The organism is Ruegeria sp. AB6, from assembly GCF_056542685.1.
In genome coordinates this window covers 94,481-115,356 of record NZ_JBQGAD010000010.1, presented here as the reverse complement: position 1 = coordinate 115,356, position 20,876 = coordinate 94,481, and the positions used below count along the sequence as shown (strand labels likewise).

Below are 20,876 nucleotides of genomic sequence, written 5' to 3'. Positions count from 1 at the left end.
CTCTTTCGCCTGTGGCGAAACCTGCGTTACAGTGTGTATGTCGGCAATCATCGGAAGACGCAACGTACAGACGGATCAGGCAGGGTCCGCACGCATTTCCGGTGGGTATGAGGTAATGGGTCGAGCTAGGAGGCTGGACGATGGGATCAAAGCTTGTCCGCGTGATCGCGGGCCTGTGCATAGCAGGATTGGCAACAACGGCAACTGCACAACAGGCGACGAGCACGAACAGGGTGGCAGCCAAAACGGACTGGAGCGTCTTCGTCGAGGATGACCCGACTGAATGCTGGAGCGTTTCCGCCCCCAAGGAAACCGTGAACACCCGCGGTGGGCGGGTCGTGTCGGTACGGCGCAGCGACATTCTGCTGTTCGTGTTCTACCGCCCCAACGCCGAGGTCAAAGGGCAGGTGACGTTCACGGGCGGCTATCCATTTGCACCGGGATCGACTGTCAATCTTGATATCGACGGCACCAAGTTCGAGCTGATCACCGAAGGTGAATGGGCGTGGCCCGCAACCGAAGGTGAAGACCTGAAGGTGGTCGCAGCCATGAAGCGCGGGACCGAGGCCGTCCTGACGGCGCGCTCGGAGCGTGGGACGCAGACCAAGGACACGTTCTCGCTGCTGGGGTTCACCGCTGCGATTGAAGACGCCGAGACGCGCTGCACCAACTAGACTGGGCATTTGCCTGATCGCTGCCCCGCCAGTCTGGCGGGGTTTTTGCGTTGTGGCAGGGCATTGTGCAGCGTTCTGGAGGCGGCATTCGTATTCGAAATTTGATTCCAGTCAAAGAAATGAATGCAAATATCTGCATGTATAAGGCTCTGAACTAGGGAAGGAGCCCGACATGCAAACGAAATCACTCACCGCTCTCTTGATGATGGTCGCCCTTATCCTGAGTGCTTGCGAGAAAGAGGCCGATACATATCCGATCACGGGCGAGCAATGCGGGCCGGATGATCCGGTTCAAACGCTGGACGCAACGGATTGCAATATCGTGCCACCGGGCATTTGACGCATGCGGGTCCCATCGTGGCACGGCCATGTCGTCGTGTCTGGGGCTTCGACGCTTTGGGGTAAAACCGGGCCTGTGCTAGTATTGGGCAACCAATAGGGGGCTGCCCGATGCGCTTTGCATTTTTGATTTTGTTTCTGTCTTCCGCTGCCAGTGCTGATCCAACTCTAGAATGTCTGGATGCTGGTTCTCAGATAGAGATTGGCGCATGCGTGGGCGCGATGGAGGACCGCGTCAATCAGGCGATAGATGCAAGTTACGACATTGCCATGCAATCGGCCAAAGAACTGGATGATGTTACCGGACGTGTTGTGGCAGTGCCCGCGTTGGACAGCGCGCAGACCGCGTGGCTGGCTTACCGCGATGCCCAATGCGAGGCTGTTGGCGCGTCGTTCGGTGGTGGGTCAGGTACCGGCATTGGCATTGCCGCCTGTCGGGTAGAGTTGGGCCGGGCACGTGTGGACGAATTGCTGCGCTACGCGAATTAAACGCGACGATTTCTTTTGATCTTTGCGCTAGGTCCTATATAGAGGCGCATCCCAAGCCAGAATCCGTTGAGATAGCCCCATGTCGCCCAAAGCGCCGATCACTCAAGACGTCATGACCATCCCCCGCAAGCTGCCCGAGGGGAAGGTTAACCTTGTCGGTCTGACTCGCGACCAATTGCGCACGACGCTGGTCGCACATGGCACGCCCGAGAAACAGGCCAAGATGCGCACCGGGCAGATCTGGCAGTGGATCTATCAATGGGGTGTTCGCGATTTTGCGCAGATGACGAACCTCGCCAAAGCCTATCGGGCCCAACTGGCCGAGAGCTTTGTGATCGAAATTCCCGAGGTCGTAACACGGCAGGTGTCCGAGGATGGCACCCGAAAATACCTGTGCCGCATCGCCGGCGGGCACGAGGTTGAGGTAGTCTATATCCCCGAGGACGATCGCGGCACGCTGTGTATTTCCTCGCAAGTGGGCTGCACGCTGACCTGTTCTTTCTGCCATACAGGCACACAGAAACTGGTGCGCAATCTGACCGCGGCCGAGATCGTGGGTCAGGTGATGATGGCTCGCGATGATCTGGACGAATGGCCCACCCCCGGTGCGCCCAAAGACGAAACACGCCTGCTGTCGAACATCGTTTTGATGGGCATGGGCGAGCCGCTTTACAATTTCGACAACGTGCGCGACGCGATGAAGATCGCCATGGACCCTGAGGGAATTTCCCTGTCCCGCCGTCGGATTACGCTTTCGACCAGCGGTGTGGTGCCCGAGATTGCCCGCACGGCGGAAGAAATCGGCTGCCTGCTGGCGATCTCGTTCCACGCCACTACGGATGAGACCCGCGACGTGCTGGTGCCGATCAACAAGCGCTGGAATATCGAAGAGCTGCTACACGCACTGGCCAGCTATCCCAAGGCGTCTAATTCGGAGCGGATCACGTTCGAATACGTGATGCTGGATGGCGTCAATGACAGCGACGCCGACGCGCATAGGTTGATTGACCATATCAAGCGCCACAACATCCCGGCCAAGATCAACCTGATCCCGTTCAACGAATGGCCAGGCGCGCCTTATAAGCGCAGCTCGAACAACCGGATCCGGGCGTTTGCGAATATCATCTATCAGGCGGGTTATGCCTCCCCCATCCGCAAAACGCGGGGCGAGGACATCATGGCAGCCTGTGGTCAGTTGAAATCCGCAACCGAGCGTGCGCGCAAGTCGCGCAAGCAAATTGCAGCCGAAGCGGGCCTCGACGGATAGTAAGCATAAAATTTGATCGCCCCGTAAACAGATTTAATGCGTCTGCGTCTGTCTATTGCATGCTTTTTTTGGTATGTTTGCCAGGTCAAAACTTGGGTACTGCGCTCACATCCATGCACAATGGGGTGAGAGTCGAGTGCCCCGTGATGGCGAGAAGACCCATGGCCGCTATCTAATAGCCACTCACAAGACGTGCGGCGTTTCTGTGAACCGAATTGAACAGATAGGCCATATGAATGTTTGTGCAATTGATACGACAAAACCGCAAAATTCTATTGGGGTTAGGATTGGCAGGCTTGGTGGCGACCGGAGTCGCGGCCCAGTCGAATGGTGAAAACGCGCATCTTGCGATCGAAAACCCGGCGGATCTAACCAAGGAAGAGGCGCTGAGTATCTATGCCTCATTACAGCGCCGGATGGCGCGGGGATACGCCGCCGCGCAGATGGATGAGCTGCGAAATTATCAGAACTGGCCTTTGTTCAACGATGCGCCCTATATCTCGGAAACCCATGGCAGGCGGTTCGTAAACAGCTATGCCAACCGGATGGCGCACAATTACGGCACGCTGCAACCGGGTGAAAAGCTGCCTTTGGGGTCGGTGTTGGCCAAGGACAGCATGACTGTCACGGATGAGGGCAACACCCATCCCGGCGCCTTGTTCGTGATGGAGAAACTGGCCGAAGGCGCCAGCCCGGATACGGCAGATTGGCGCTATATCATGGTGATGCCGGACGGGTCGGTCTTTGGCGACACGATGGGCGACCGCGCCAGCGCCGTGTCTTATTGCCACGATTGTCACGAGGCCGTGGCGGATAGGGACTATACATTCTACGTGCCCGAAGAATATCTGGTGCAGAACTGAGCTTTCCTATCGCCCGAACCGGGCGGTGCCGATCACGTCGATCAGGCTTTGCCTGACGGGTTCGGGCTGCGATTCGACGGCGTTCAGCACCTCGCGCAGTTCGGCGCGCAACCCGTGCATCTGGTCGATCAGCGAGATCATCATCGATAGTGCATCTGCTTCCATCTCGTACTGGTCGTGTAACTCGCAGGCCAGCTCTAGTCGGGCCACGTCAAGGCTATGATAGACCAGCCCTTGTTCGGTGCTTTCAGGGATCACGATTTCGGCGGCCAGATACTCGGTCAACCGGGCTGAGGTCAGGCGAGTCACGGTTGCGATCACTTCGGATTCGGTCAGGGTGCGGGTCATGACGGCATTCCTTTGCGAGGATCATAGCGGTGTGTGTCACGCCACGTTTCCATGAAAGCCTTTAGGTCATCGTCGATCTGGTCCGGCATGGCGACGGTCAATTCGATCAGTTGGTCGCCCCGGTCGGAAGAACCGCGTTTTTTCACCCCTTTGCCCCGCAGCCGCAGGGTTTTGCCGCTGCTGGTACCCGGCGGCACGCTGACATTGACGCCGCCGTCAATAGTTGGCGCGGGGACTTTGCCGCCCAGAACAGCCTCGTCAATGGTGATGGGCAGGGTGATGTGGATGTCATCACCCTGACGTTCAAACACCGGATGAGGTGCGACTGTTACCGTGACCAGAGCATCGCCCGCAGGTCCCTCGCCAAACCCGGGATCCCCCTTGCCGCGCAGGCGGATGGTTTGGCCGTCTGTAATGCCTGCCGGGATCTTAACCTCGATCCGGTCGCCGTCAGGCAATGTCAGTTTCTGGCTGGCGCCAAACACAGCGTCCAGAAAGCTGATCTGCAGGCTGTAGCTGCGGTTATGCCCCGGCGCATGGAACCCCTGACTGCGTTGACCATAGTTGGCGCGCCCGCGCATGAATTCGGCGAAGATGTCCGACATATCGTCCGGGTCTGCCGCGCGCCCGCGATAGGGGTTTCCGGCAGCCTCGGCATAGTCACGATAGTATTGTTGTTGCGGACGCTCCTGGCCCGAGGCGTCAATCTCACCCCGATCGTATTGCGCCCGTTTCTCGGCGTCGCTGGCATCCTTGGCAACACCTAAAACGGTATAGGGATCGTCGCTCATCTCACCTCTCGTCGGTGGGGGTCTGACCTTGATACTTGGGTTTTATCATGCGATTTCAAAGACCCAAAAGGAAGAGGCTTTTGAAACACCTCGCTAAATCGCTTAATCCTGCTAATATCTGCATGTTTTGAATTGATTGCTGACGGAGACTTTAATGACGCGCAGACTAAAGTCCATTCTGGCCCTGCTGGCCGGGAATGCCATCGGGTTGCTACTGGCTGCGATCCTACTACCAGAATTTGCGATCCGGCCGATCTCGTTCATCGTGGTGGTGATCGTTTTCACGCTTATTCAATGGGTCGCCGAGCCACTTATCCTGAAACTGGGCGCAAAGCGCGCGCCTGCGATCAAGGGTGGCATCGCGCTGATCGTGACCTTTGTCGGCTTGTTGCTAACTGATCTGATCACAAACGGCCTGTCTGTGGGCGGGATTTCCAACCTGCTGGCCTCAACCCTGCTGGTCTGGCTGGGGGCGTTGATCGCCAGCATCGTGCTGCCGATCTACGTGTTCACGGAACTACGCGAGCCCAAGAAGTAATCACAACGCGTTAAGGCTGTCGTTGATCGTCTGCCACAATTCCTCGACCGGTTCACACCCGACCGATAGGCGGATGAAGGCCGGGTCTACATCGTCACCCCAGCGCGCGCGGCGTTCGGCCGAGCTGTGGACGCCGCCAAAAGATGTGGCGGGCCGCAACATGGGACAGGCGTTGATGAAAGTTTCGGCCTTGTCTTCGCTGTCCAGCGTGATCGAAAGCAGAAACCCGAACCGCGCAGTCTGCGCTTTGGCCAAAGCGTGCGCGGGATCAGAGGGCAAGCCGGGGTAACGAATGGCCTTCACCGCGGGGTGATCCGCCAGCCGTTCTGCCAGTACCTGCGCCGAGGCGCACATCCGGTCGAACCGCACATCCAGCGTTTCCAACCCGCGATGCAGCAGCCATGCCTCATGCGGGCCGGGGATCGCGCCTGAGACCTTGCGCCATTCCTCAACCCTCTCCATGATCTGCGAATTGCGGCTGGAGACATGGCCCATCAGCAGGTCGGAATGCCCGCCCATCGCCTTGGTGTCTGAGGCCACTACCACATCCACACCCAGATCCAGCGGGCGCTGGCCCAGCGGGGTCATGGTGGTGTTGTCAGCAATCGTGATCCCTCCGGCTGCGCGGACGGATTGTGCAATCGCGGGCAGGTCCATCATGTCCAGACCAGGGTTCGAAGGGCTTTCGACAAAGACCACATCGAACCCGTCAAACCCGCCCTCAGTGAAACCGGTCGTGGGGCGTTCGGTGACCGACACGCCCAGACCCGACAGGAACCGATCCGCCAGCACGCGGGTGACGTAGTAGCCGTCGGACGGGATCAGGATACGCGACCCGGCCTTGATGGTGGTAAACAAAGCGGCCGAGATCGCCCCCATGCCTGAAGGGAACACGAGGCAAGGCGCGTCCTCCAGATGGGCCAGAACATGTTCCAGATGCACCCATGTAGGGTTGTCGACGCGGCCATAGGTCGGCAGGCCGTCCGGCGCGCCGGGCAGGTGGTACATGCTGCTTTGGGTCAGCGGCAACGCCACAGGGTCGCCTGCATTCAGGGCATTGCCGCGCAGGTGCAGCATCTCTCCGGGTTTCGGGGCCATCGTTCAGCGCCCCGGAATGTCGTCGCGGGGCGGGGCGGGTTCCCAGTTCTCGATGATCTCGACCGCCTCTTGCGCGGTGTCGACGAAACGGAACAGGTCCAGATCTTCGTCCGAGATGGTGCCCGCATCTGCCAACGCCTCCCAGTTGATCACCTTTTCCCAGAACTCTCGGCCAAACAGCAGGAAGGGCACGCGGTCCATCCGGCCGGTCTGGATCAAAGTCAGAGATTCAAACAGCTCATCCATGGTGCCAAAGCCGCCGGGGAAGATGGTGATGGCACGAGCGCGCATCAGGAAATGCATCTTGCGGATGGCGAAATAGTGGAAGTTGAAGCTGAGTTCGGGCGTCACATAAAGGTTCGGCGCCTGTTCATGCGGCAGCACGATATTCAGCCCGATGGAACAGCCACCCGCGTCTTGCGCGCCGCGATTGCCAGCCTCCATCACGCCGGGGCCGCCGCCGGTGACGATCACGTTCTCGCGGCAGCCTGTCTGGTTCGACTTCTCGGTCATCAACCGGGCAAATTCACGTGCTTCGTCATAATACTCAGACAAGTCAGCCAGAGTTTTCGTGCGCGCAGTGTGTTTTTGCGACGGTTCCGGGATGCGCGCGCCGCCGAACATGACGATGGTCGAGGTGATCTCGCGTTCGGACATGATCATCTCGGGCTTGAGAAGTTCCAGTTGCAGGCGTACCGGGCGCAGCTCATCGCGGCATAGAAACTCGTCATCGGCAAAGGCAAGACGATAGGCGGGCGAGCGTGTCTGCGGCGTGTCCGGCACCTCGCTCGCGGTCGAGCGGTCGGTCTGCGCGTCGCGAAACGGGCTGTGGCGGTCTTCTCTCATATGTGAGGTTTCCCTGCTTGCGTGTTTGCAAAACAGCTATAGGGTTCGCGGTCAGAGCGCCAGTCACGGAAGTACAAGAATGAATTGGAAGAACGAAATTTCAGCAGCCGCAGACCGGATCGCTGGGTACGCACAGGTTACACCCGTGATGGAGAGCCGCGTTCCGGGCTACCCGATTGAGTTGAAGCTGGAGCATATGCAGCACACTGGCAGCTTCAAAGCGCGCGGGGCGTTTAATACGTTGCTAAGCATGGATGTTCCCGCGGCCGGTGTCGTGGCCGCATCGGGTGGCAATCACGGGGCAGCGGCGGCCTATGCGGCGCAGACGCTGGGCTATCCGGCCAAGATTTTCGTACCTGAACTGGCGGGTCCGTCCAAAATCGCATTGATCGAACAAACCGGAGCGGACCTGAGCGTTGTGTCCGGGGAATATGCGAACGCGCTTACGGCGGCGCAGGATCATGAGGCGCAGACCGGCGCAATGCAGATCCACGCCTATGACGCGCCGGGCACCGTCGCCGGGCAGGGCACGTGTTTCGCCGAATGGGAGGCGCAAGGTCTTCAAGCCGACACAGTTTTGGTCGCCGTTGGTGGTGGAGGGCTGATCGCCGGGGCGCTGGCGTGGTTGCAGGGTGCGCGCAAGGTCGTGGCGGTCGAGCCCGAGACCTCATGCGCTTTGAATGCCGCGTTGCAGGCTGGGGAGCCGGTCGATGTCTCGGTCTCGGGCATTGCTGCCAATGCGTTGGGCGCGCGGCGGATCGGGTCGATTTGTTTTGGTCTGGCGCAGGGCATGACCTCGGTCCTGGTCAGCGACGCGGCCATTGCCGATGCGCAAAAGCGCCTTTGGCAAGCGCATCGGATTCTGGTCGAACCGGCAGGTGCTGCGGCTTTGGCGGCGTTGACCTCTGGCGCGTATAAGCTCGCGCCGGGGGAAAAAGTGGCCGTGCTGGTGTGCGGGGGCAATATCTCACCCGACCCGCTGATGGGCTGAGAATGCGGCTTGTGATCTGCAGGGTCGGATTTTATCTATAATCCATGAGCGCGACCATTGCCGACACCATTTACGACAACCTAAGCCAGCAGATCATAACTGGCGCACTGACCGCCGGGGAAAAGCTGCGTCAGGATCATATTGCACGGGCCTTTGACACCAGTCATGTGCCGGTGCGCGAGGCCTTGCTACGGTTGCAGGCCCATGGGCTGGCCAAAAGCGAACCCCGTCGTGGAATGCGCGTAACAGCGCTGGACCCGGTTGAGATGCGCGAAGTGATCGAGATGCGCGTCGCGCTGGAGCCTCTGGCGCTGCAATACGCGGTACAGAACCTGACACCTAATGCCCTGGTACGTGCAGAAGAGGCGCGACTTGCCTGTGATGCGGCTGAAACCATGCCGGAATGGGAAGCCAGGAACCGCGCCTTTCATCGTGCCATTCTGACGCCCTGCGGGTTGCCGCGTTTGCTGCGTACAATCGACGACCTGCACATTGCCAGTGCGCGGTATCTGTTCGCGCATTGGCAGCCGAAATGGGTGCAGCGGGTCGACAACGACCACGCCGCGCTGATGCAGGCGATGCAAAAGAAAGACACCGCCGGAGCGGTTGCCATCCTTGTGCGTCACATTCGGCGGGCCAGTTAGACGACCCGCAAAACACCGCAGTATCTATGTCCTGCCGTAAACGCGCCCGCCTTCGTCGCATTGCGTCATTGTTTTCGGCTGCGTATAGGCAACACCAACGTGAACAGATTCGTCAGGGAGCCCCGAAATGTCCAACGCGCAACTGGAAGCCGCCATCGAAGCCGCATGGGAGGCACGCGATACCATTACCCCCGCCACCACCGGCGAAACACGCGAGGCCATCGAAGACACGCTGAACGCGCTGGACAGTGGCACGCTGCGGGTGGCCGAAAAGCTGGACAGTGGCGACTGGCACGTGAACCAGTGGGCCAAGAAAGCGGTCGTGCTGGGCTTCCGCATCAAGGACATGGAAATCCAGACCGGTGGTCCGCAGGCCGGTGGCTGGTGGGACAAGGTGGACAGCAAGTTCGCCGGTTGGGGTGAGAACCAGTGGAAAGCCGCAGGCTTCCGCGCCGTGCCCAACTGTGTGGTCCGCAAATCGGCCTATATCGCGCCCGGCGCGGTTCTGATGCCTTCGTTCGTGAACCTCGGCGCTTACGTTGACGAAGGCACCATGGTCGACACATGGGCCACGGTCGGATCCTGCGCGCAGATCGGCAAGAACGTCCACCTGTCGGGCGGCGTCGGCATTGGCGGCGTGTTGGAGCCGATGCAGGCCGGCCCGACCATCATCGAAGACAACTGCTTTATCGGCGCGCGCTCGGAAGTGGTCGAGGGCTGCATCGTCCGCGAAGGCTCTGTTCTGGGGATGGGCGTGTTCATCGGCAAGTCGACCAAGATCGTCGACCGCGAAACCGGTGAGGTCACCTATGGCGAGGTTCCGCCCTATTCGGTGGTTGTTGCAGGCTCGATGCCGACCAAGAACAACATCAGCCTTTATTGCGCGGTGATCGTGAAGCGGGTGGACGAAAAGACCCGCTCGAAAACCGGGATCAATGAACTGCTGCGCGACTAAACCCCGCGCCAGTCGAATACAGGCCGCAGCCCCGTGCTGCGGCCTTTTTTGTTACCCTTTGACCGGATAGCGGTCGGCTTCTTCGAACACGTCGATCACCCGCGACCCGGCTTTGATCTTGCCGCCATGTTCCACACCTGAAGGGATCGAGTAACTGTCGCCGGGCCGGTAGATGCGTGTCTCATCCCCGATGGTCAGTTCGATCTCGCCTTCAATGACCGTGCCCCATTGCGCCTTGTGCGAATGCATGGGCAGTTCGAAGTCTTGCAAAAAGGTAAAAAATGCCACCAAACCGACGTCCGAGCGGATCACGGCGGATTGTACCACGTCCTCGGGGAACGGGACGTCGAGGCTGGGAAAATTGGTAATGAAATCTGGATAGGTCATATGGCCCCCTCTTGGCTGATGGCGTCACTATGGCCAGATGCCCGCTCTCATGCAATCGCTTGACCGGACAGGGGCGCGCGGCTATGGCCCCCAACATGGAAAAGCAAAAGAAACCCTCCCGTCAGCAAGTTTACACCCTGCTTGTGCAGATCGGCCGCAAAGAAGGCGATGGCCTGCCCGAAGGCGCGACCGGGGCGGCGTTGATGTGCTTTGCCAGCGGCGTGGATGAGGCCGAGGCGGTGCGCGAAACCGTAGCAATCCTGAAACAGGCCGACACTGCGCCTTTGGACGTGACCGGCTATGGCACATTGGCCGAGCGCGAAGCGCAGGGCCATGACATCGACCCGGATGAGCGCGCCCTGATGCAGCGCGCGCTGGACGAGAACGCGGTCATTGTTGCGCAGATGACGCCGTTTTTCGGGAATGAAGACGCGGTCTAGTTCCGCGCGCCGAACCACTTTCGGTAAATCTCGTCATAGGTGCCGTCTTCGCGCAGGGCCAGCAGTGCCTGATTGACGTCTTCCACCAAGGGCGAGCCGGTCGGGAAAACGATCCCGTAGTTTTCGCGCAGGAAAATACCGCCGGTCATCGAAGCGAACCTCCGACCCTGATGCGTCGCATAGTAGGACAGGATCGGGGCATCAAACACGACGGCGTCCAGATCCTCGGCTTCGAACGCGGCCAGTAAGGGATCAAGACTGTCATAGCCTGCAAACTCGATCTCGCGCCGGTTCAGGAAACTGGCAGCGGTCGAGCCCGAGATCGTGCCGACCTGCTTGCCATAAAGGTCATTGACCGAATTCACGTTGCCGCTGATCGCATCCACCGTCATGACCGAGGTGATGCGCGCGGTGAACACCGAAACGATGAACAGGGACGACACCACCAGCACCACGCCCAGCAGGCGGCCAAAGGGGGTGCGCGGCATCCGTTCCTCGAACCCGCCATTCACGACCAGATTAAGCGCCCACCAGAAGGACGGAAACCATGCCTCGTCCAGCTTGCGGTCGAAATAGGGCTGCGAGCGGCGCTCGAACACCCACATCAGCATCCCTCCGCCCAGCAGGATGGCAAAGGCCAGCCCGATGGCGATGAACAGCTCAACCGACAGCAAGGCTTGCAGCAGAGATGGGCGTCGCACCGCGTCCGAGGGAACCATGATCTGCAAACCGGCCTCGAAAATCGGTTGGCTGAAATCCATCTGCGTTTCACGCGCGGCGGTGATCGAGATATTGGCGATGGCCAGATCAGACGTGCCGTCTTGCACCGCAACCAGCATGTCGCCGAAGCCGTCCACGCGGTCGATCTCGTAATCCCAGCTCAGGGCCTCGGCCAAAGCGGCCAGCAGGTCCATCGAGAATCCCACATCCGCCCCATCCTCGACATATGAGAACGGAGGACGGGTCACGGTGGTGACCGACAATGTCTGCGCCTGGCTTTGCTGTGCGAGAACCGCGAAAGTCAGGCAGATCCATGTGACAAGAATGCGAGTCATCAAAATTACCTGTTTCGCGGCCCTGTAACGCGAATTTATCGTGCGGGACAAGGTGGTCGCTGGGTCACACCTGATGTTTTGTTGGGGTATCACCCCGAGAGTTCTGTCAAAAAACGAGGTGAAGTGGCCGACTCAGGGGTTGGCAATTGGGCCAATTCGTTGAATCTGTGCGCGAACCTGCGTTTGAGGAATGGGAAAGGGGCAAAGATGACAGACCCGGTAGAGTTGACGGCGGAGCTGATCCGTTGCCCATCGGTCACACCCGAGGAGGGCGGAGCGCTGGTTCTGCTGGAAAATCTGCTGTCCGGCGCAGGCTTTGACTGTACCCGCGTTGATCGCGGTGGGGTCAGCAACCTATTCGCCCGTTGGGGCGACAAGGCGCATCCGCGTAGTTTTGGTTTTAACGGCCATACCGATGTTGTTCCCGTCGGCGATGAGGCCGCATGGACCACGCCGCCCTTCGGGGCGCAGGTGAAAGACGGCGTGATGTATGGCCGTGGCACCACGGATATGAAGTCCGGCGTGGCGGCCTTCGCTGCTGCTGCGGTTGATTTCGTGCGCGACACACCCCCTAATGGGGCCGTGATCCTGACCATCACCGGGGATGAGGAAGGCGATGCGCTGGACGGCACCACCGCCCTGCTGGACTATATGGACAGCGCCGGGGAAAAGATGTCGGTCTGTCTGGTGGGCGAGCCGACCTGCCCCAACACAATGGGCGAGATGATGAAGATCGGGCGGCGTGGCTCGATGAACATCTGGTTCACCGTGACCGGGGTACAGGGTCACGCGGCCTATCCGCACCGCGCCAAGAACCCGATGCCCGCAATGGCGCGGCTGATGGATCGGTTGGCCAGCCACGAGCTGGATCAGGGTACAGACCATTTCGACGCTTCAACACTGGCCGTGGTGACGATCGACACGGGCAACCCTGCAACCAACGTGATCCCCGCGCAATCTACAGGGGCGGTGAATATCCGGTTCAACGATTTGCATTCCGGGGCCAGCCTCAGCGATTGGTTGCGGGCCGAGGCCGCTGCAGTGGCCGATGAGTTCGGGGTTGAGATCGACCTGCGCATCAAGATCTCGGGCGAGAGCTTTTTGACCCCGCCGGGCCCCCTGTCCGCACTGGTCGCCAAGGCGGTTGAGGCGGAAACCGGTGTGGTGCCCGAGATGTCGACCACGGGCGGCACCTCGGATGCGCGATTTGTAAAGAACCACTGCCCGGTGGTGGAATTCGGCCTTGTGGGCCGCACCATGCATCAGGTGGATGAATGCGTCGAGGTGGCACAGATCGAACAGCTCAAGGCCATCTACACGCGCATCCTGCGGGACTATTTCGCCTGACATGCAGCGCACTCTCGTGATCCTGGTGAAAGAGCCGCGCCCCGGTCGGGTGAAAACCCGGCTGGGTCGGGATATCGGCATGGTTGGTGCAGCGTGGTGGTTTCGCCATCAGACCCGAAACCTGATCCGGCGGCTGCGCGACCCGCGCTGGCAGATCGTGCTGGCGGTTTCGCCCGACCGCGAAGGGCTGACCAGCCGCATCTGGCCCACCGACCTGCCGCGCGCAGCGCAAGGGCGGGGAGATCTGGGTGACCGGATGGGGCGAATGTTGCGCAGGATGCCAAAAGGACCCGTCTGTCTGATCGGGGCGGATATTCCGGGCATCACGCGTAGCCATATTGCCCGCGCGTTCACAGCGCTTGGCGGAGCGCAGATGGTGTTCGGCCCTGCGCCCGATGGCGGGTATTGGCTGGTGGGCGCGCAAAGAAACGGTGCGCTGCCCGACGGTCTATTTGGCAATGTGCGCTGGTCCACCGAACATGCACTGGCGGATACGCTGGCATCGATCCCCGGCGCGCGGGTGTCGCTGCTGGACCCGTTGCGTGATGTGGACACGGTGGCGGATCTGAAACCCTGAACCGTTTTTGGTCATGACGCCGTCGCACGCCCGTGTTACGCCAAATATATGAGTCGCATACCCACCAAGCAGGAGGTCCTTGACTGGATCTCGGCGAACCCCACCCTGACTTCGAAACGCGATATCGCCAAAGCCTTTGGGATCAAGGGTGCGGCGCGGATCGACCTGAAACGCATCCTGCGCGAGCTTGAGGCCGAGGGCCATCTGGAAAAACGCAAGCGCAGCTATGGCGACCCTGATCGTCTGCCACCGGTCAGTGTGTTGCAGGTCAAGGCTCCGAACGAGGATGGCGACCTGTTTGCGCGCCCGCTGGAGTGGCATGGCGAAGGGGTCGAGCCTATCGTTCTGCTGATTACCCGCGCCAGTGACCCGGCTCTGGGCGAGGGCGACCGGATTTTGGCCCGCCTGACCGTGGTGCATGAGGAAGACCACAACTACGAAGCCCGCCTGATCCGTCGCATCGGCACCAACCCGCGCAAGATCGTCGGCATTTTCCGCAAAGGGGCCGAGGGCGGGCGGATCGTACCCATCGACAAAGCGGGCCAGAATGAATGGCTTGTTCCCGATGGCGCTGTGTTGGGCGCAAAGGACGGTGAGTTGGTCGAGGCCGAACAGGCCGGGCCCAAGAACCGCATGGGCCTGCCCCGCGCCCGCATCGTTGAACGGTTGGGCGACCCCACCGCGCCCAAGGCGGTCTCGCTGATTGCTATCCACCAGCATGGTATCCCTGACGACTTCCCGGACAAGGTGATCGCCGAGGCCGACAAGGCCAAACCCGTCGGTCTGAAGGGCCGCGAAGACCTGCGGGATATGCCGCTGCTGACCATCGACCCCTCGGATGCGCGGGATCATGACGACGCGTGCTATGCGCATGCGGACGATGATCCGAAGAACCCCGGCGGTCACGTGATCTGGGTCGCCATCGCCGATGTCGCCGCCTATGTGCAACCCGGCACTGCACTGGATCGCGAGGCACGCAAGCGCGGCAATTCCAGCTATTTCCCAGACCGCGTGGTACCGATGCTGCCTGACCGTCTGTCGGGCGATCTGTGTTCACTGCATGAAGGCGTACCGCGCGCCTGTATCGCCGTTCGGATGCAGATCGACGCCGAGGGCAACAAGATCGGCCACCGTTTCGTGCGCGGGCTGATGCGCTCGGCCGCGTCGCTGCACTATGCCGAGGTGCAGGAGGCCATCGACGGTACTCCCAATGACCGCACCGGGCCCCTGTTGGAGACAGTGCTGAAACCTCTCTACGCTGCCTATGCCGCGTTGAAGTCCGCGCGTGCGGTGCGACAGCCATTGGAGCTGGACCTGCCCGAACGCAAGATCGTCCTCAGCGACACCGGTGAAGTGACTAGCGTGGCGTTTCGCGACCGGCTGGATGCTCATAAGCTGATTGAGGAGTTCATGATCCTCGCCAACGTGGCCGCCGCTGAAACGCTGATTGCCAAACGCCGCCCGCTGCTGTTCCGTGTCCACGAAGAACCCGCGCCCGAGAAGTTGGAAAGCCTGCGGGAAACTGCTCAGGCTGCAGGTTTGAACCTTGCGAAAGGGCAGGTGCTGCAAACACGTCACCTCAACGCGCTGCTGAACGCTGCTGCGGGCACTGAAGATGCCGAGTTGATCAACCTGACCACCCTGCGGTCGATGGCGCAGGCCTACTACAACCCAGAGAATTTCGGCCATTTCGGTTTGGCGCTGCGGAATTATGCACATTTCACCTCGCCCATTCGCCGCTATGCGGACCTGATCGTGCATCGGGCGCTGATCTCGGCCCATGGTTGGGGCAAGGATGGGCTGACCGAGGATGAAATCGCGCGACTGGACGAAACCGCCACCCATATCTCGGACACCGAGCGGCGTTCGATGATGGCTGAGCGCGACACAACCGATCGCTATCTGGCGGCTTATTTGAGCGAGCGGGTGGGCAATGAGTTCACCGGCCGCATCAGCGGCATCGCGCGGTTCGGGGCCTTTGTGAAGATGGACGAAACCGGCGCTGATGGGTTGGTGCCCGTGCGATCCTTGGGGCGTGAGTTCTTCCACTTCGACCGCGAAGCCGGTACGCTGATGGGATCAGACACCGGGCTGATTATCGCCATCGGCCAACGCGTCACCGTGCGCCTGACTGAGGCGACGCCGGTTACGGGCGGGCTGGAGCTGGAGCTGCTGTCCATCGACGATCAGACCCTGCCGCGTGGGCGGGGTCCGGTGAAACGCGGCGCGCGGCGAAAGGCGCTCAGCAACAAGCGAAAGAAAGAAAAGATCAAGCGCAAGGTCGAACGCAAGCGCCGGCAGAAGTAGGCGCCCTGGCCGGGCCTCAGGTCACGAACCGGTGCCGTCAGCATGCGTTCGCTGGGCAAAACACGGCGCATCGGTCTTTTGCGCGCTTTGTGAATGTCCCGTTTTGCGCTATTCTTGGCCTTGAGCAGTTATCAGGACATTCGACATGCGTAAAAGCATCAGCGGCGCCGTGACCGTCGCGCTATGGGCGTCCCTTTTGCAGGTATCGCCGGGTCACGCAGAAGACGGGTCAGGGGCTTTTCAGGTGGCCTCGGCGGATGTGACGGTTTCGCTGCGTCCGGCCTTGCGGCCATCGACACAGGAGTATCGGGTGGCAACCGAAGGAAACGCACGCTTTCAGGCATGGTTGGGCGCCTTTCGCAAACGGGCGGTGGAACAGGGGATTTCGGCGGGTACTTTGGACCGGTCACTGACCGGGCTGACCTATGACAAGGACGTCATCAAACGGGACCGCAATCAGGCCGAGTTCTCAAAACCGATCTGGGACTATCTGGATTCCGCTGTGTCGAGCAAACGCATCGCTGGTGGGCGTGCCGGGTTGGATGACTACAGTCAAACCCTGAACAAGATCGAAAAGAAATATGGCGTCGAAAAAGAGGTTGTGACCGCGATCTGGGGGCTTGAGACCTCGTATGGATCGTTCAAAGGCGGGGATCAGACGATCCGCTCGCTGGCGACATTGGCCTTTGACGCCCGCCGCGCGCAGTTTTTCGAGGCGCAGCTGGTTGCGGCTTTGCAGATTGTCGAGGCCGGGGATGTAGCGCCGTCCAATATGGTTGGAAGTTGGGCGGGTGCGATGGGGCATACGCAGTTCATGCCGACCTCGTATCTGGAACATGCGGTGGATTTCGACCGCGATGGTCGCAGGGATATCTGGGCCGATGATCCAACGGATGCACTAGCCTCGGCCGCGTCTTATCTGGCGCGCCATGGGTGGAAAAAGGGTCAGCCCTGGGGGGTCGAAGTGCGGTTGCCTGAAGGGTTCGACTATAGCCAGGCGCGGCGGGATTATACTCTGAAACCATCGCAATGGGCGCGGCAGGGGGTGGTGACACCGCAAGGCCGTGCGGTTCCCAACCATGGTAAGGCCGCGATCCTGCTGCCTGCTGGTGGGCAGGGGGTTGCGTTGATGGTCTTCGACAATTTCCGGGTGATCGAGAAGTACAACAGCGCGGATGCCTATGTGATCGGGGTAGGGCACCTGTCAGACCGTTTGGCGGGTGGCGCGCCGTTTCAAGGCGCGTGGCCACGTGGCGACCGGGTGCTGAGCTTTACCGAGAAGAAAGAGCTTCAGACCCGCTTGACTGAAGCCGGGTTTGATACGCAGGGCGTGGATGGACGCACGGGCCCAAATACGGTCAATGCTGTGCGAGAATATCAGCTCGCGCAGGGGTTGGTGCCGGATGGCTACCCGTCCCTGCGGTTGCTTGAGCGGTTGAGGTAAAGGGGGCGCTGCCCCCGCCGCGGCAGGCCGCGACCCCCCCGAGATATTTTTGGCCAGATGAAGCTGCGCGGATCAATTGGCGGCTCTCATCAATCCCTGTTTGGTGATTTCTGCATGCGCTTCGTCCAGTGATTTGTGGATGCGCAGGAACATTTCGTCGATATCCGCAGGTGTCACAATCAGCGGTGGCGAGATAATCATGCGGTCGCCGACATGGCGCATGATCAGATTGTTGGCAAAGCAGCGCTCGCGGCAGATCAAGCCGATCGTTCCAGCTTCGGATGCGAATTTTGCACGGCTGGATTTGTCCGGGGTTAGGGCGATTGAGCCCATCATGCCGACAATTTTCGCCTCACCCACCAGCGGGTGGCTGGTCAGAGCTTCCCATTTTTTTTTCAGGTAGGGGGCGGCGACGTCGCGGACGTGGTCCACTAAGCGTTCCTCTTCGAGGATGCGCAGGTTTTCCAACGCCACGGCAGCGGCAACAGGGTGACCGGAATAGGTATAGCCGTGGTTGAATTCGGTATCGCCGATAACTTTGGCAATGTCGTCGTTGACGATGGACCCGCCGATGGGGGCGTAGCCCGAGCTGAGGCCCTTGGCGATGGTCATGATGTGCGGGCGGATGCCCATGGTTTGTGAGCCGAACCAGTTTCCGGTGCGACCGAAGCCGCAGATCACCTCATCGGCGATCAGCAGGATTTCGTATTTGTCGCAGATGCGCTGGATTTCCGGCCAATAGGTCTCGGGAGCTACAATCACGCCACCCGCGCCCTGCACGGGTTCGGCGATGAAGGCTGCAACGCGGTTTTCGCCCAACTCCAGAATCGCCTCTTCCAATTCACGCGCACGGGCCAGTCCGAACTCTTCTGGCGCCATGTCGCCGCCTTCAGCCCACCAGTTGGGTTGATTGATATGATGGACATTTGGGATCGGAATGCCACCCTGAGCATGCATCCCAGCCATTCCGCCAAGCGACGCTGAGCCCACGGATGAGCCGTGATAGGCGTTGTGGCGGCTGATGATGATATTCTTGTCAGGCTGGCCTTTTTCGGCCCAATAGGTGCGAACGAGGCGGATATTGGTGTCATTTGCCTCGGACCCGCTGCCCGCAAAAAATACATGGTTCAGATCGCCTGGCGCCAGTTCGGCCAGTTTGTTGGCCAAGGCGATGGCGGGGACATGGGTCGTCTTGAAGAAGGTGTTGTAGTAGGGAAGCTCACGCATTTGGCGGGCGGCGGCATCCGCCAGTTCATCGCGGCCATAGCCGATATTGACGCACCAAAGCCCGGCCATGGCATCCAGAATCTGTTCCCCTTCACTGTCGGACAAATAGATACCTTTGGCGCCGGTAATGACTCGCACACCGTCCTTGCTCAGGTCCGCATTGGTCGAGAAAGGGTGCATATGGTGGGCAGCGTCCAGCGCCTGCAACTCGGCGGTCGGCATGTGGTTGGTGATGGTCGACATCGGGGAATCTCCTGCAAGAGCGGTTGGCGATCACAATATGATCAAATTTTTCCCTGTCAATCGAATCGCATTATTCTAGGACGTCGATAGTGCTCCGGCCATCAGTTCCATCCCTTGTTCGATGTCTTGCGCGGTGGCTTTTGCAACGCGCTGGGGGTCTTGATCACGCAGTGCCGAGACGATGTCCTTATGGCGATCCGGCAGGCTTTGAGTTCCGAACCGGCCGCATACGACTCGTAGGGACGGGCCGAACCGAAGCCACAGACTTTCGGCCAAATCGTTCAGAATCGGGGCGTCGGCATGGGCGTACAGAGTTTGGTGGAACTGGTGGTTCAGGCGCAGATAGCCGCCGACATCTCCGTCCGCGATGGTGCGGTCCAATCGTTGATCGATGCGGGCGAGCGCGTCTATCTCGGCCTTGCTCATGTTAAGGGTTGCACGTCTGGAAAGCTCTGATTCTATTGCAATTCTTGCAAAAATCATTTGCCCGACATCACTGTCCTTCAGCAAAGGTACACTGACCCGACGGTTGCCCTGAAACACCAGTGCGCCGTCCGAGATCAGCCTTCGGATCGCCTCACGTACAGGGGTCATGCCAACTCCAAGCGAATCAGTCAGTCCTTGTATGGTGACAGGCTGTCCGGGCACCAGATCGCCGTACATGATCTGTGCGCGCAGTGTCTGATAGACCTGTTCATGCGCCGGCTGTTTCTGATCCCCGGAGACCTGTGAAACCGCCTTATTTTTGATCAAATCCAAGTGGTTTACCCTATTTTCGACTATGTTGACTTGCCAGGAATCTGACCTCGTGAAACCATACGATGGATCGGGGGAAAACGCAAAACTTGATCAAATCCAAAAAAACGGGAAAATACCCGCACACTTGCAGGGAGAAGAAAATGTCAATCAAAACGCTGACACTGACAGCGGTCATCGCATTGGGGACTTCGGCGGCCTTCGCCGAAGAGGTGCGTGTCTACAATTGGTCGGACTATATCGACGAGGAGCTGCTGGAGAAGTTCGAGGCCGAAACCGGCCTGACGCTGATCTACGATGTGTTCGACAGCAACGAAGTTCTGGAAACCAAAATGCTGGCTGGCGGATCGGGCTATGATGTGGTTGTGCCCTCGGGCACATTCCTTCAACGCCAGATCCAGGCGGGTGCTTTCCAGCCTCTGGATACCTCGCAGTTGGACAACTCGGGCAACCTTTGGGATGTCATTCAGGAACGCACTGCGGGCTATGACCCCGACAACGCCTATTCGATCAACTACATGTGGGGCACCACCGGGATCGGTGTGAATGTCGGCAAAGTGCGTGAGCTGCTGGGCGACGATGTTGCGCTGAATAGCATGGAACTGGTGCTGAAACCTGAGAATATGGAAAAGCTGGCCGGTTGCGGCGTTCATTTCCTGGATGCGCCCGCGGAAATGATTCCGATGACGCTGCAATTTTTGGGCGAAGACCCTGACAGCCATGATCCCAAGGTGATCGGCAAGGTCGAAGAAGTGCTGACCAGCGTGCGCCCCTACATCCAGAAATTCCACAGCTCGGAATACATTAACGCGCTGGCCAATGGCGATATCTGCGTGGCCGTGGGTTGGTCGGGTGATATTCTTCAGGCCCGTGACCGTGCCGCCGAGGCCGACAACGGAGTCGAGATTGAATATCACCCCTTCGCCGAAGGCTCGCTGATGTGGTTCGACCAGATGGCGATTCCGGCGGATGCACCGAACCCGGAAGGTGCGCATAAGTTTCTGAACTTCATCCTGGATGCCAACAACATGGCTGCGGCGTCGAACTATGTGTACTACGCCAATGGCAACAAGGCCTCGCAAGAGTTTCTTGAGGAAGACGTGATCGGCGATCCGGCGATCTATCCGGACGACGCAACGATGCAGAATCTCTACATCACCACGCCCTACCCGGCAAAAACGCAGCGGGTTGTGACCCGTCTGTGGACCAAGATCAAATCGGGTACCTGATCCGATTTCCTAAGGCAGGGC

Annotated in this window: 23 protein-coding genes; 15 read left to right on the top strand and 8 right to left on the bottom strand. The window is 59.8% G+C overall.

The window, feature by feature from the left end; all coding sequences use genetic code 11:
* Window positions 1–140 precede the first annotated feature (140 nt).
* From ACR0DB_RS18200 to ACR0DB_RS18180, 5 genes are all read left to right on the top strand, one after another.
* Window positions 141–674, top strand: a complete 534-nt coding sequence (locus ACR0DB_RS18200; protein WP_170774923.1) for an invasion associated locus B family protein — start codon at window positions 141–143, stop codon at window positions 672–674.
* 172 nt (window positions 675–846) lie between these two features.
* The gene (locus ACR0DB_RS18195; protein ID WP_170783120.1) at window positions 847–1,014 is read left to right on the top strand and encodes a hypothetical protein; all 168 of its coding nucleotides are present in this window, start codon (window positions 847–849) and stop codon (window positions 1,012–1,014) included.
* Window positions 1,015–1,124: 110 nt separating this feature from the next.
* Window positions 1,125–1,502, top strand: a complete 378-nt coding sequence (locus tag ACR0DB_RS18190) for a lysozyme inhibitor LprI family protein (RefSeq protein WP_480552405.1) — start codon at window positions 1,125–1,127, stop codon at window positions 1,500–1,502.
* 79 nt (window positions 1,503–1,581) lie between these two features.
* A complete protein-coding gene (rlmN, locus tag ACR0DB_RS18185; RefSeq protein ID WP_170783118.1) occupies window positions 1,582–2,769 on the top strand; it encodes a dual-specificity RNA methyltransferase RlmN in 1,188 nt (395 codons plus the stop codon).
* 236 nt (window positions 2,770–3,005) lie between these two features.
* Window positions 3,006–3,632, top strand: coding sequence for a cytochrome P460 family protein (locus tag ACR0DB_RS18180; RefSeq protein ID WP_170774916.1), 627 nt, complete (start codon window positions 3,006–3,008; stop codon window positions 3,630–3,632).
* A gap of 6 nt (window positions 3,633–3,638) precedes the next feature.
* On the opposite strand, the gene ACR0DB_RS18175 is transcribed toward ACR0DB_RS18180, so the two are convergent.
* Together ACR0DB_RS18175 and ACR0DB_RS18170 are read right to left on the bottom strand one after the other, a co-directional pair.
* Window positions 3,639–3,980 carry a hypothetical protein gene (locus ACR0DB_RS18175; protein WP_170774914.1) on the bottom strand — a complete coding sequence of 114 codons (342 nt, stop codon included), beginning with the start codon at window positions 3,978–3,980 and terminating at the stop codon, window positions 3,639–3,641.
* The gene (locus ACR0DB_RS18170; RefSeq protein ID WP_480552404.1) at window positions 3,977–4,771 is read right to left on the bottom strand and encodes a DnaJ C-terminal domain-containing protein; all 795 of its coding nucleotides are present in this window, start codon (window positions 4,769–4,771) and stop codon (window positions 3,977–3,979) included. The genes ACR0DB_RS18175 and ACR0DB_RS18170 overlap by 4 nt, the downstream gene beginning before the upstream one ends.
* Before the next feature lie 154 nt (window positions 4,772–4,925).
* On the opposite strand from ACR0DB_RS18170, the gene ACR0DB_RS18165 reads away from it, so the two are divergent.
* Entirely contained in the window at window positions 4,926–5,309 is a 384-nt protein-coding gene (locus ACR0DB_RS18165; RefSeq protein WP_480552403.1) for a hypothetical protein, read from the top strand.
* Here the strand turns inward: ACR0DB_RS18165 and ACR0DB_RS18160 are convergent, their stop codons facing one another.
* Complete coding sequence (locus ACR0DB_RS18160; protein ID WP_480552402.1) at window positions 5,310–6,407, bottom strand: cystathionine gamma-lyase; 1,098 nt, start codon at window positions 6,405–6,407, stop codon at window positions 5,310–5,312.
* Window positions 6,408–6,410: 3 nt separating this feature from the next.
* Window positions 6,411–7,253, bottom strand: coding sequence for an LOG family protein (locus tag ACR0DB_RS18155; protein WP_480552401.1), 843 nt, complete (start codon window positions 7,251–7,253; stop codon window positions 6,411–6,413).
* Window positions 7,254–7,332: 79 nt separating this feature from the next.
* Between ACR0DB_RS18155 and ACR0DB_RS18150 the strand changes: the two genes are divergently transcribed.
* The 3 genes from ACR0DB_RS18150 (at window position 7,333) to dapD (ending at window position 9,843) form a co-directional block, all read left to right on the top strand.
* Complete coding sequence (locus ACR0DB_RS18150) at window positions 7,333–8,244, top strand: threonine/serine dehydratase (protein ID WP_480552400.1); 912 nt, start codon at window positions 7,333–7,335, stop codon at window positions 8,242–8,244.
* Between the two features lie 44 nt (window positions 8,245–8,288).
* Window positions 8,289–8,888, top strand: a complete 600-nt coding sequence (locus ACR0DB_RS18145; protein ID WP_480552399.1) for a GntR family transcriptional regulator — start codon at window positions 8,289–8,291, stop codon at window positions 8,886–8,888.
* A 127-nt stretch (window positions 8,889–9,015) separates the two neighbouring features.
* Window positions 9,016–9,843: a 2,3,4,5-tetrahydropyridine-2,6-dicarboxylate N-succinyltransferase gene (gene dapD / locus ACR0DB_RS18140; RefSeq protein ID WP_480552398.1), complete on the top strand. Its 828-nt coding sequence runs from the start codon at window positions 9,016–9,018 to the stop codon at window positions 9,841–9,843.
* Window positions 9,844–9,894: 51 nt separating this feature from the next.
* Here the strand turns inward: dapD and ACR0DB_RS18135 are convergent, their stop codons facing one another.
* A complete protein-coding gene (locus ACR0DB_RS18135) occupies window positions 9,895–10,230 on the bottom strand; it encodes a cupin domain-containing protein (RefSeq protein WP_480552397.1) in 336 nt (111 codons plus the stop codon).
* Between the two features lie 95 nt (window positions 10,231–10,325).
* Here ACR0DB_RS18135 and ACR0DB_RS18130 point away from each other — a divergent pair, with 95 nt between their 5' ends.
* A complete protein-coding gene (locus ACR0DB_RS18130; protein ID WP_480552432.1) occupies window positions 10,326–10,670 on the top strand; it encodes a hypothetical protein in 345 nt (114 codons plus the stop codon).
* On the opposite strand, the gene ACR0DB_RS18125 is transcribed toward ACR0DB_RS18130, so the two are convergent.
* On the bottom strand, window positions 10,667–11,725 hold the full coding sequence (locus ACR0DB_RS18125; protein ID WP_170783110.1) for a transporter substrate-binding domain-containing protein: 1,059 nt from the start codon (window positions 11,723–11,725) through the stop codon (window positions 10,667–10,669). The two genes, ACR0DB_RS18130 and ACR0DB_RS18125, sit on opposite strands and share 4 nt — an antisense overlap.
* A 207-nt stretch (window positions 11,726–11,932) precedes the next feature.
* Here ACR0DB_RS18125 and dapE point away from each other — a divergent pair, with 207 nt between their 5' ends.
* The 4 genes from dapE to ACR0DB_RS18105 all read left to right on the top strand — a co-directional run bounded on the left by dapE (window position 11,933) and on the right by ACR0DB_RS18105 (window position 17,400).
* Window positions 11,933–13,072 carry a succinyl-diaminopimelate desuccinylase gene (dapE, locus tag ACR0DB_RS18120; protein ID WP_480552396.1) on the top strand — a complete coding sequence of 380 codons (1,140 nt, stop codon included), beginning with the start codon at window positions 11,933–11,935 and terminating at the stop codon, window positions 13,070–13,072.
* A 1-nt stretch (window position 13,073) separates the two neighbouring features.
* Complete coding sequence (locus ACR0DB_RS18115) at window positions 13,074–13,649, top strand: TIGR04282 family arsenosugar biosynthesis glycosyltransferase (protein ID WP_480552395.1); 576 nt, start codon at window positions 13,074–13,076, stop codon at window positions 13,647–13,649.
* Between the two features lie 48 nt (window positions 13,650–13,697).
* Complete coding sequence (gene rnr / locus ACR0DB_RS18110; RefSeq protein WP_480552394.1) at window positions 13,698–15,956, top strand: ribonuclease R; 2,259 nt, start codon at window positions 13,698–13,700, stop codon at window positions 15,954–15,956.
* 145 nt (window positions 15,957–16,101) lie between these two features.
* Window positions 16,102–17,400 carry a lytic murein transglycosylase gene (locus ACR0DB_RS18105; protein ID WP_480552393.1) on the top strand — a complete coding sequence of 433 codons (1,299 nt, stop codon included), beginning with the start codon at window positions 16,102–16,104 and terminating at the stop codon, window positions 17,398–17,400.
* A 72-nt stretch (window positions 17,401–17,472) separates the two neighbouring features.
* Here the strand turns inward: ACR0DB_RS18105 and ACR0DB_RS18100 are convergent, their stop codons facing one another.
* Together ACR0DB_RS18100 and ACR0DB_RS18095 are read right to left on the bottom strand one after the other, a co-directional pair.
* Window positions 17,473–18,870, bottom strand: coding sequence for an aspartate aminotransferase family protein (locus ACR0DB_RS18100; protein ID WP_480552392.1), 1,398 nt, complete (start codon window positions 18,868–18,870; stop codon window positions 17,473–17,475).
* Window positions 18,871–18,945: 75 nt separating this feature from the next.
* Window positions 18,946–19,629, bottom strand: a complete 684-nt coding sequence (locus tag ACR0DB_RS18095; protein ID WP_170774884.1) for a GntR family transcriptional regulator — start codon at window positions 19,627–19,629, stop codon at window positions 18,946–18,948.
* 140 nt (window positions 19,630–19,769) lie between these two features.
* On the opposite strand from ACR0DB_RS18095, the gene ACR0DB_RS18090 reads away from it, so the two are divergent.
* Entirely contained in the window at window positions 19,770–20,855 is a 1,086-nt protein-coding gene (locus ACR0DB_RS18090) for a polyamine ABC transporter substrate-binding protein (protein WP_170791284.1), read from the top strand.
* Window positions 20,856–20,876: the final 21 nt, after the last annotated feature.

Bases quoted from the DNA above. Each gene is read 5' to 3' on its own strand.
- ACR0DB_RS18200 (WP_170774923.1), top strand. From the start codon at position 141: ATGGGATCAAAGCTTGTCCGCGTGATCGCGGGCCTGTGCATAGCAGGA.
- ACR0DB_RS18195 (WP_170783120.1), top strand. From the start codon at position 847: ATGCAAACGAAATCACTCACCGCTCTCTTGATGATGGTCGCCCTTATC.
- ACR0DB_RS18190 (WP_480552405.1), top strand. From the start codon at position 1,125: ATGCGCTTTGCATTTTTGATTTTGTTTCTGTCTTCCGCTGCCAGTGCT.
- rlmN (WP_170783118.1), top strand. From the start codon at position 1,582: ATGTCGCCCAAAGCGCCGATCACTCAAGACGTCATGACCATCCCCCGC.
- ACR0DB_RS18180 (WP_170774916.1), top strand. From the start codon at position 3,006: ATGTTTGTGCAATTGATACGACAAAACCGCAAAATTCTATTGGGGTTA.
- ACR0DB_RS18175 (WP_170774914.1), bottom strand. From the start codon at position 3,980: ATGACCCGCACCCTGACCGAATCCGAAGTGATCGCAACCGTGACTCGC.
- ACR0DB_RS18170 (WP_480552404.1), bottom strand. From the start codon at position 4,771: ATGAGCGACGATCCCTATACCGTTTTAGGTGTTGCCAAGGATGCCAGC.
- ACR0DB_RS18165 (WP_480552403.1), top strand. From the start codon at position 4,926: ATGACGCGCAGACTAAAGTCCATTCTGGCCCTGCTGGCCGGGAATGCC.
- ACR0DB_RS18160 (WP_480552402.1), bottom strand. From the start codon at position 6,407: ATGGCCCCGAAACCCGGAGAGATGCTGCACCTGCGCGGCAATGCCCTG.
- ACR0DB_RS18155 (WP_480552401.1), bottom strand. From the start codon at position 7,253: ATGAGAGAAGACCGCCACAGCCCGTTTCGCGACGCGCAGACCGACCGC.
- ACR0DB_RS18150 (WP_480552400.1), top strand. From the start codon at position 7,333: ATGAATTGGAAGAACGAAATTTCAGCAGCCGCAGACCGGATCGCTGGG.
- ACR0DB_RS18145 (WP_480552399.1), top strand. From the start codon at position 8,289: ATGAGCGCGACCATTGCCGACACCATTTACGACAACCTAAGCCAGCAG.
- dapD (WP_480552398.1), top strand. From the start codon at position 9,016: ATGTCCAACGCGCAACTGGAAGCCGCCATCGAAGCCGCATGGGAGGCA.
- ACR0DB_RS18135 (WP_480552397.1), bottom strand. From the start codon at position 10,230: ATGACCTATCCAGATTTCATTACCAATTTTCCCAGCCTCGACGTCCCG.
- ACR0DB_RS18130 (WP_480552432.1), top strand. From the start codon at position 10,326: ATGGAAAAGCAAAAGAAACCCTCCCGTCAGCAAGTTTACACCCTGCTT.
- ACR0DB_RS18125 (WP_170783110.1), bottom strand. From the start codon at position 11,725: ATGACTCGCATTCTTGTCACATGGATCTGCCTGACTTTCGCGGTTCTC.
- dapE (WP_480552396.1), top strand. From the start codon at position 11,933: ATGACAGACCCGGTAGAGTTGACGGCGGAGCTGATCCGTTGCCCATCG.
- ACR0DB_RS18115 (WP_480552395.1), top strand. From the start codon at position 13,074: ATGCAGCGCACTCTCGTGATCCTGGTGAAAGAGCCGCGCCCCGGTCGG.
- rnr (WP_480552394.1), top strand. From the start codon at position 13,698: ATGAGTCGCATACCCACCAAGCAGGAGGTCCTTGACTGGATCTCGGCG.
- ACR0DB_RS18105 (WP_480552393.1), top strand. From the start codon at position 16,102: ATGCGTAAAAGCATCAGCGGCGCCGTGACCGTCGCGCTATGGGCGTCC.
- ACR0DB_RS18100 (WP_480552392.1), bottom strand. From the start codon at position 18,870: ATGTCGACCATCACCAACCACATGCCGACCGCCGAGTTGCAGGCGCTG.
- ACR0DB_RS18090 (WP_170791284.1), top strand. From the start codon at position 19,770: ATGTCAATCAAAACGCTGACACTGACAGCGGTCATCGCATTGGGGACT.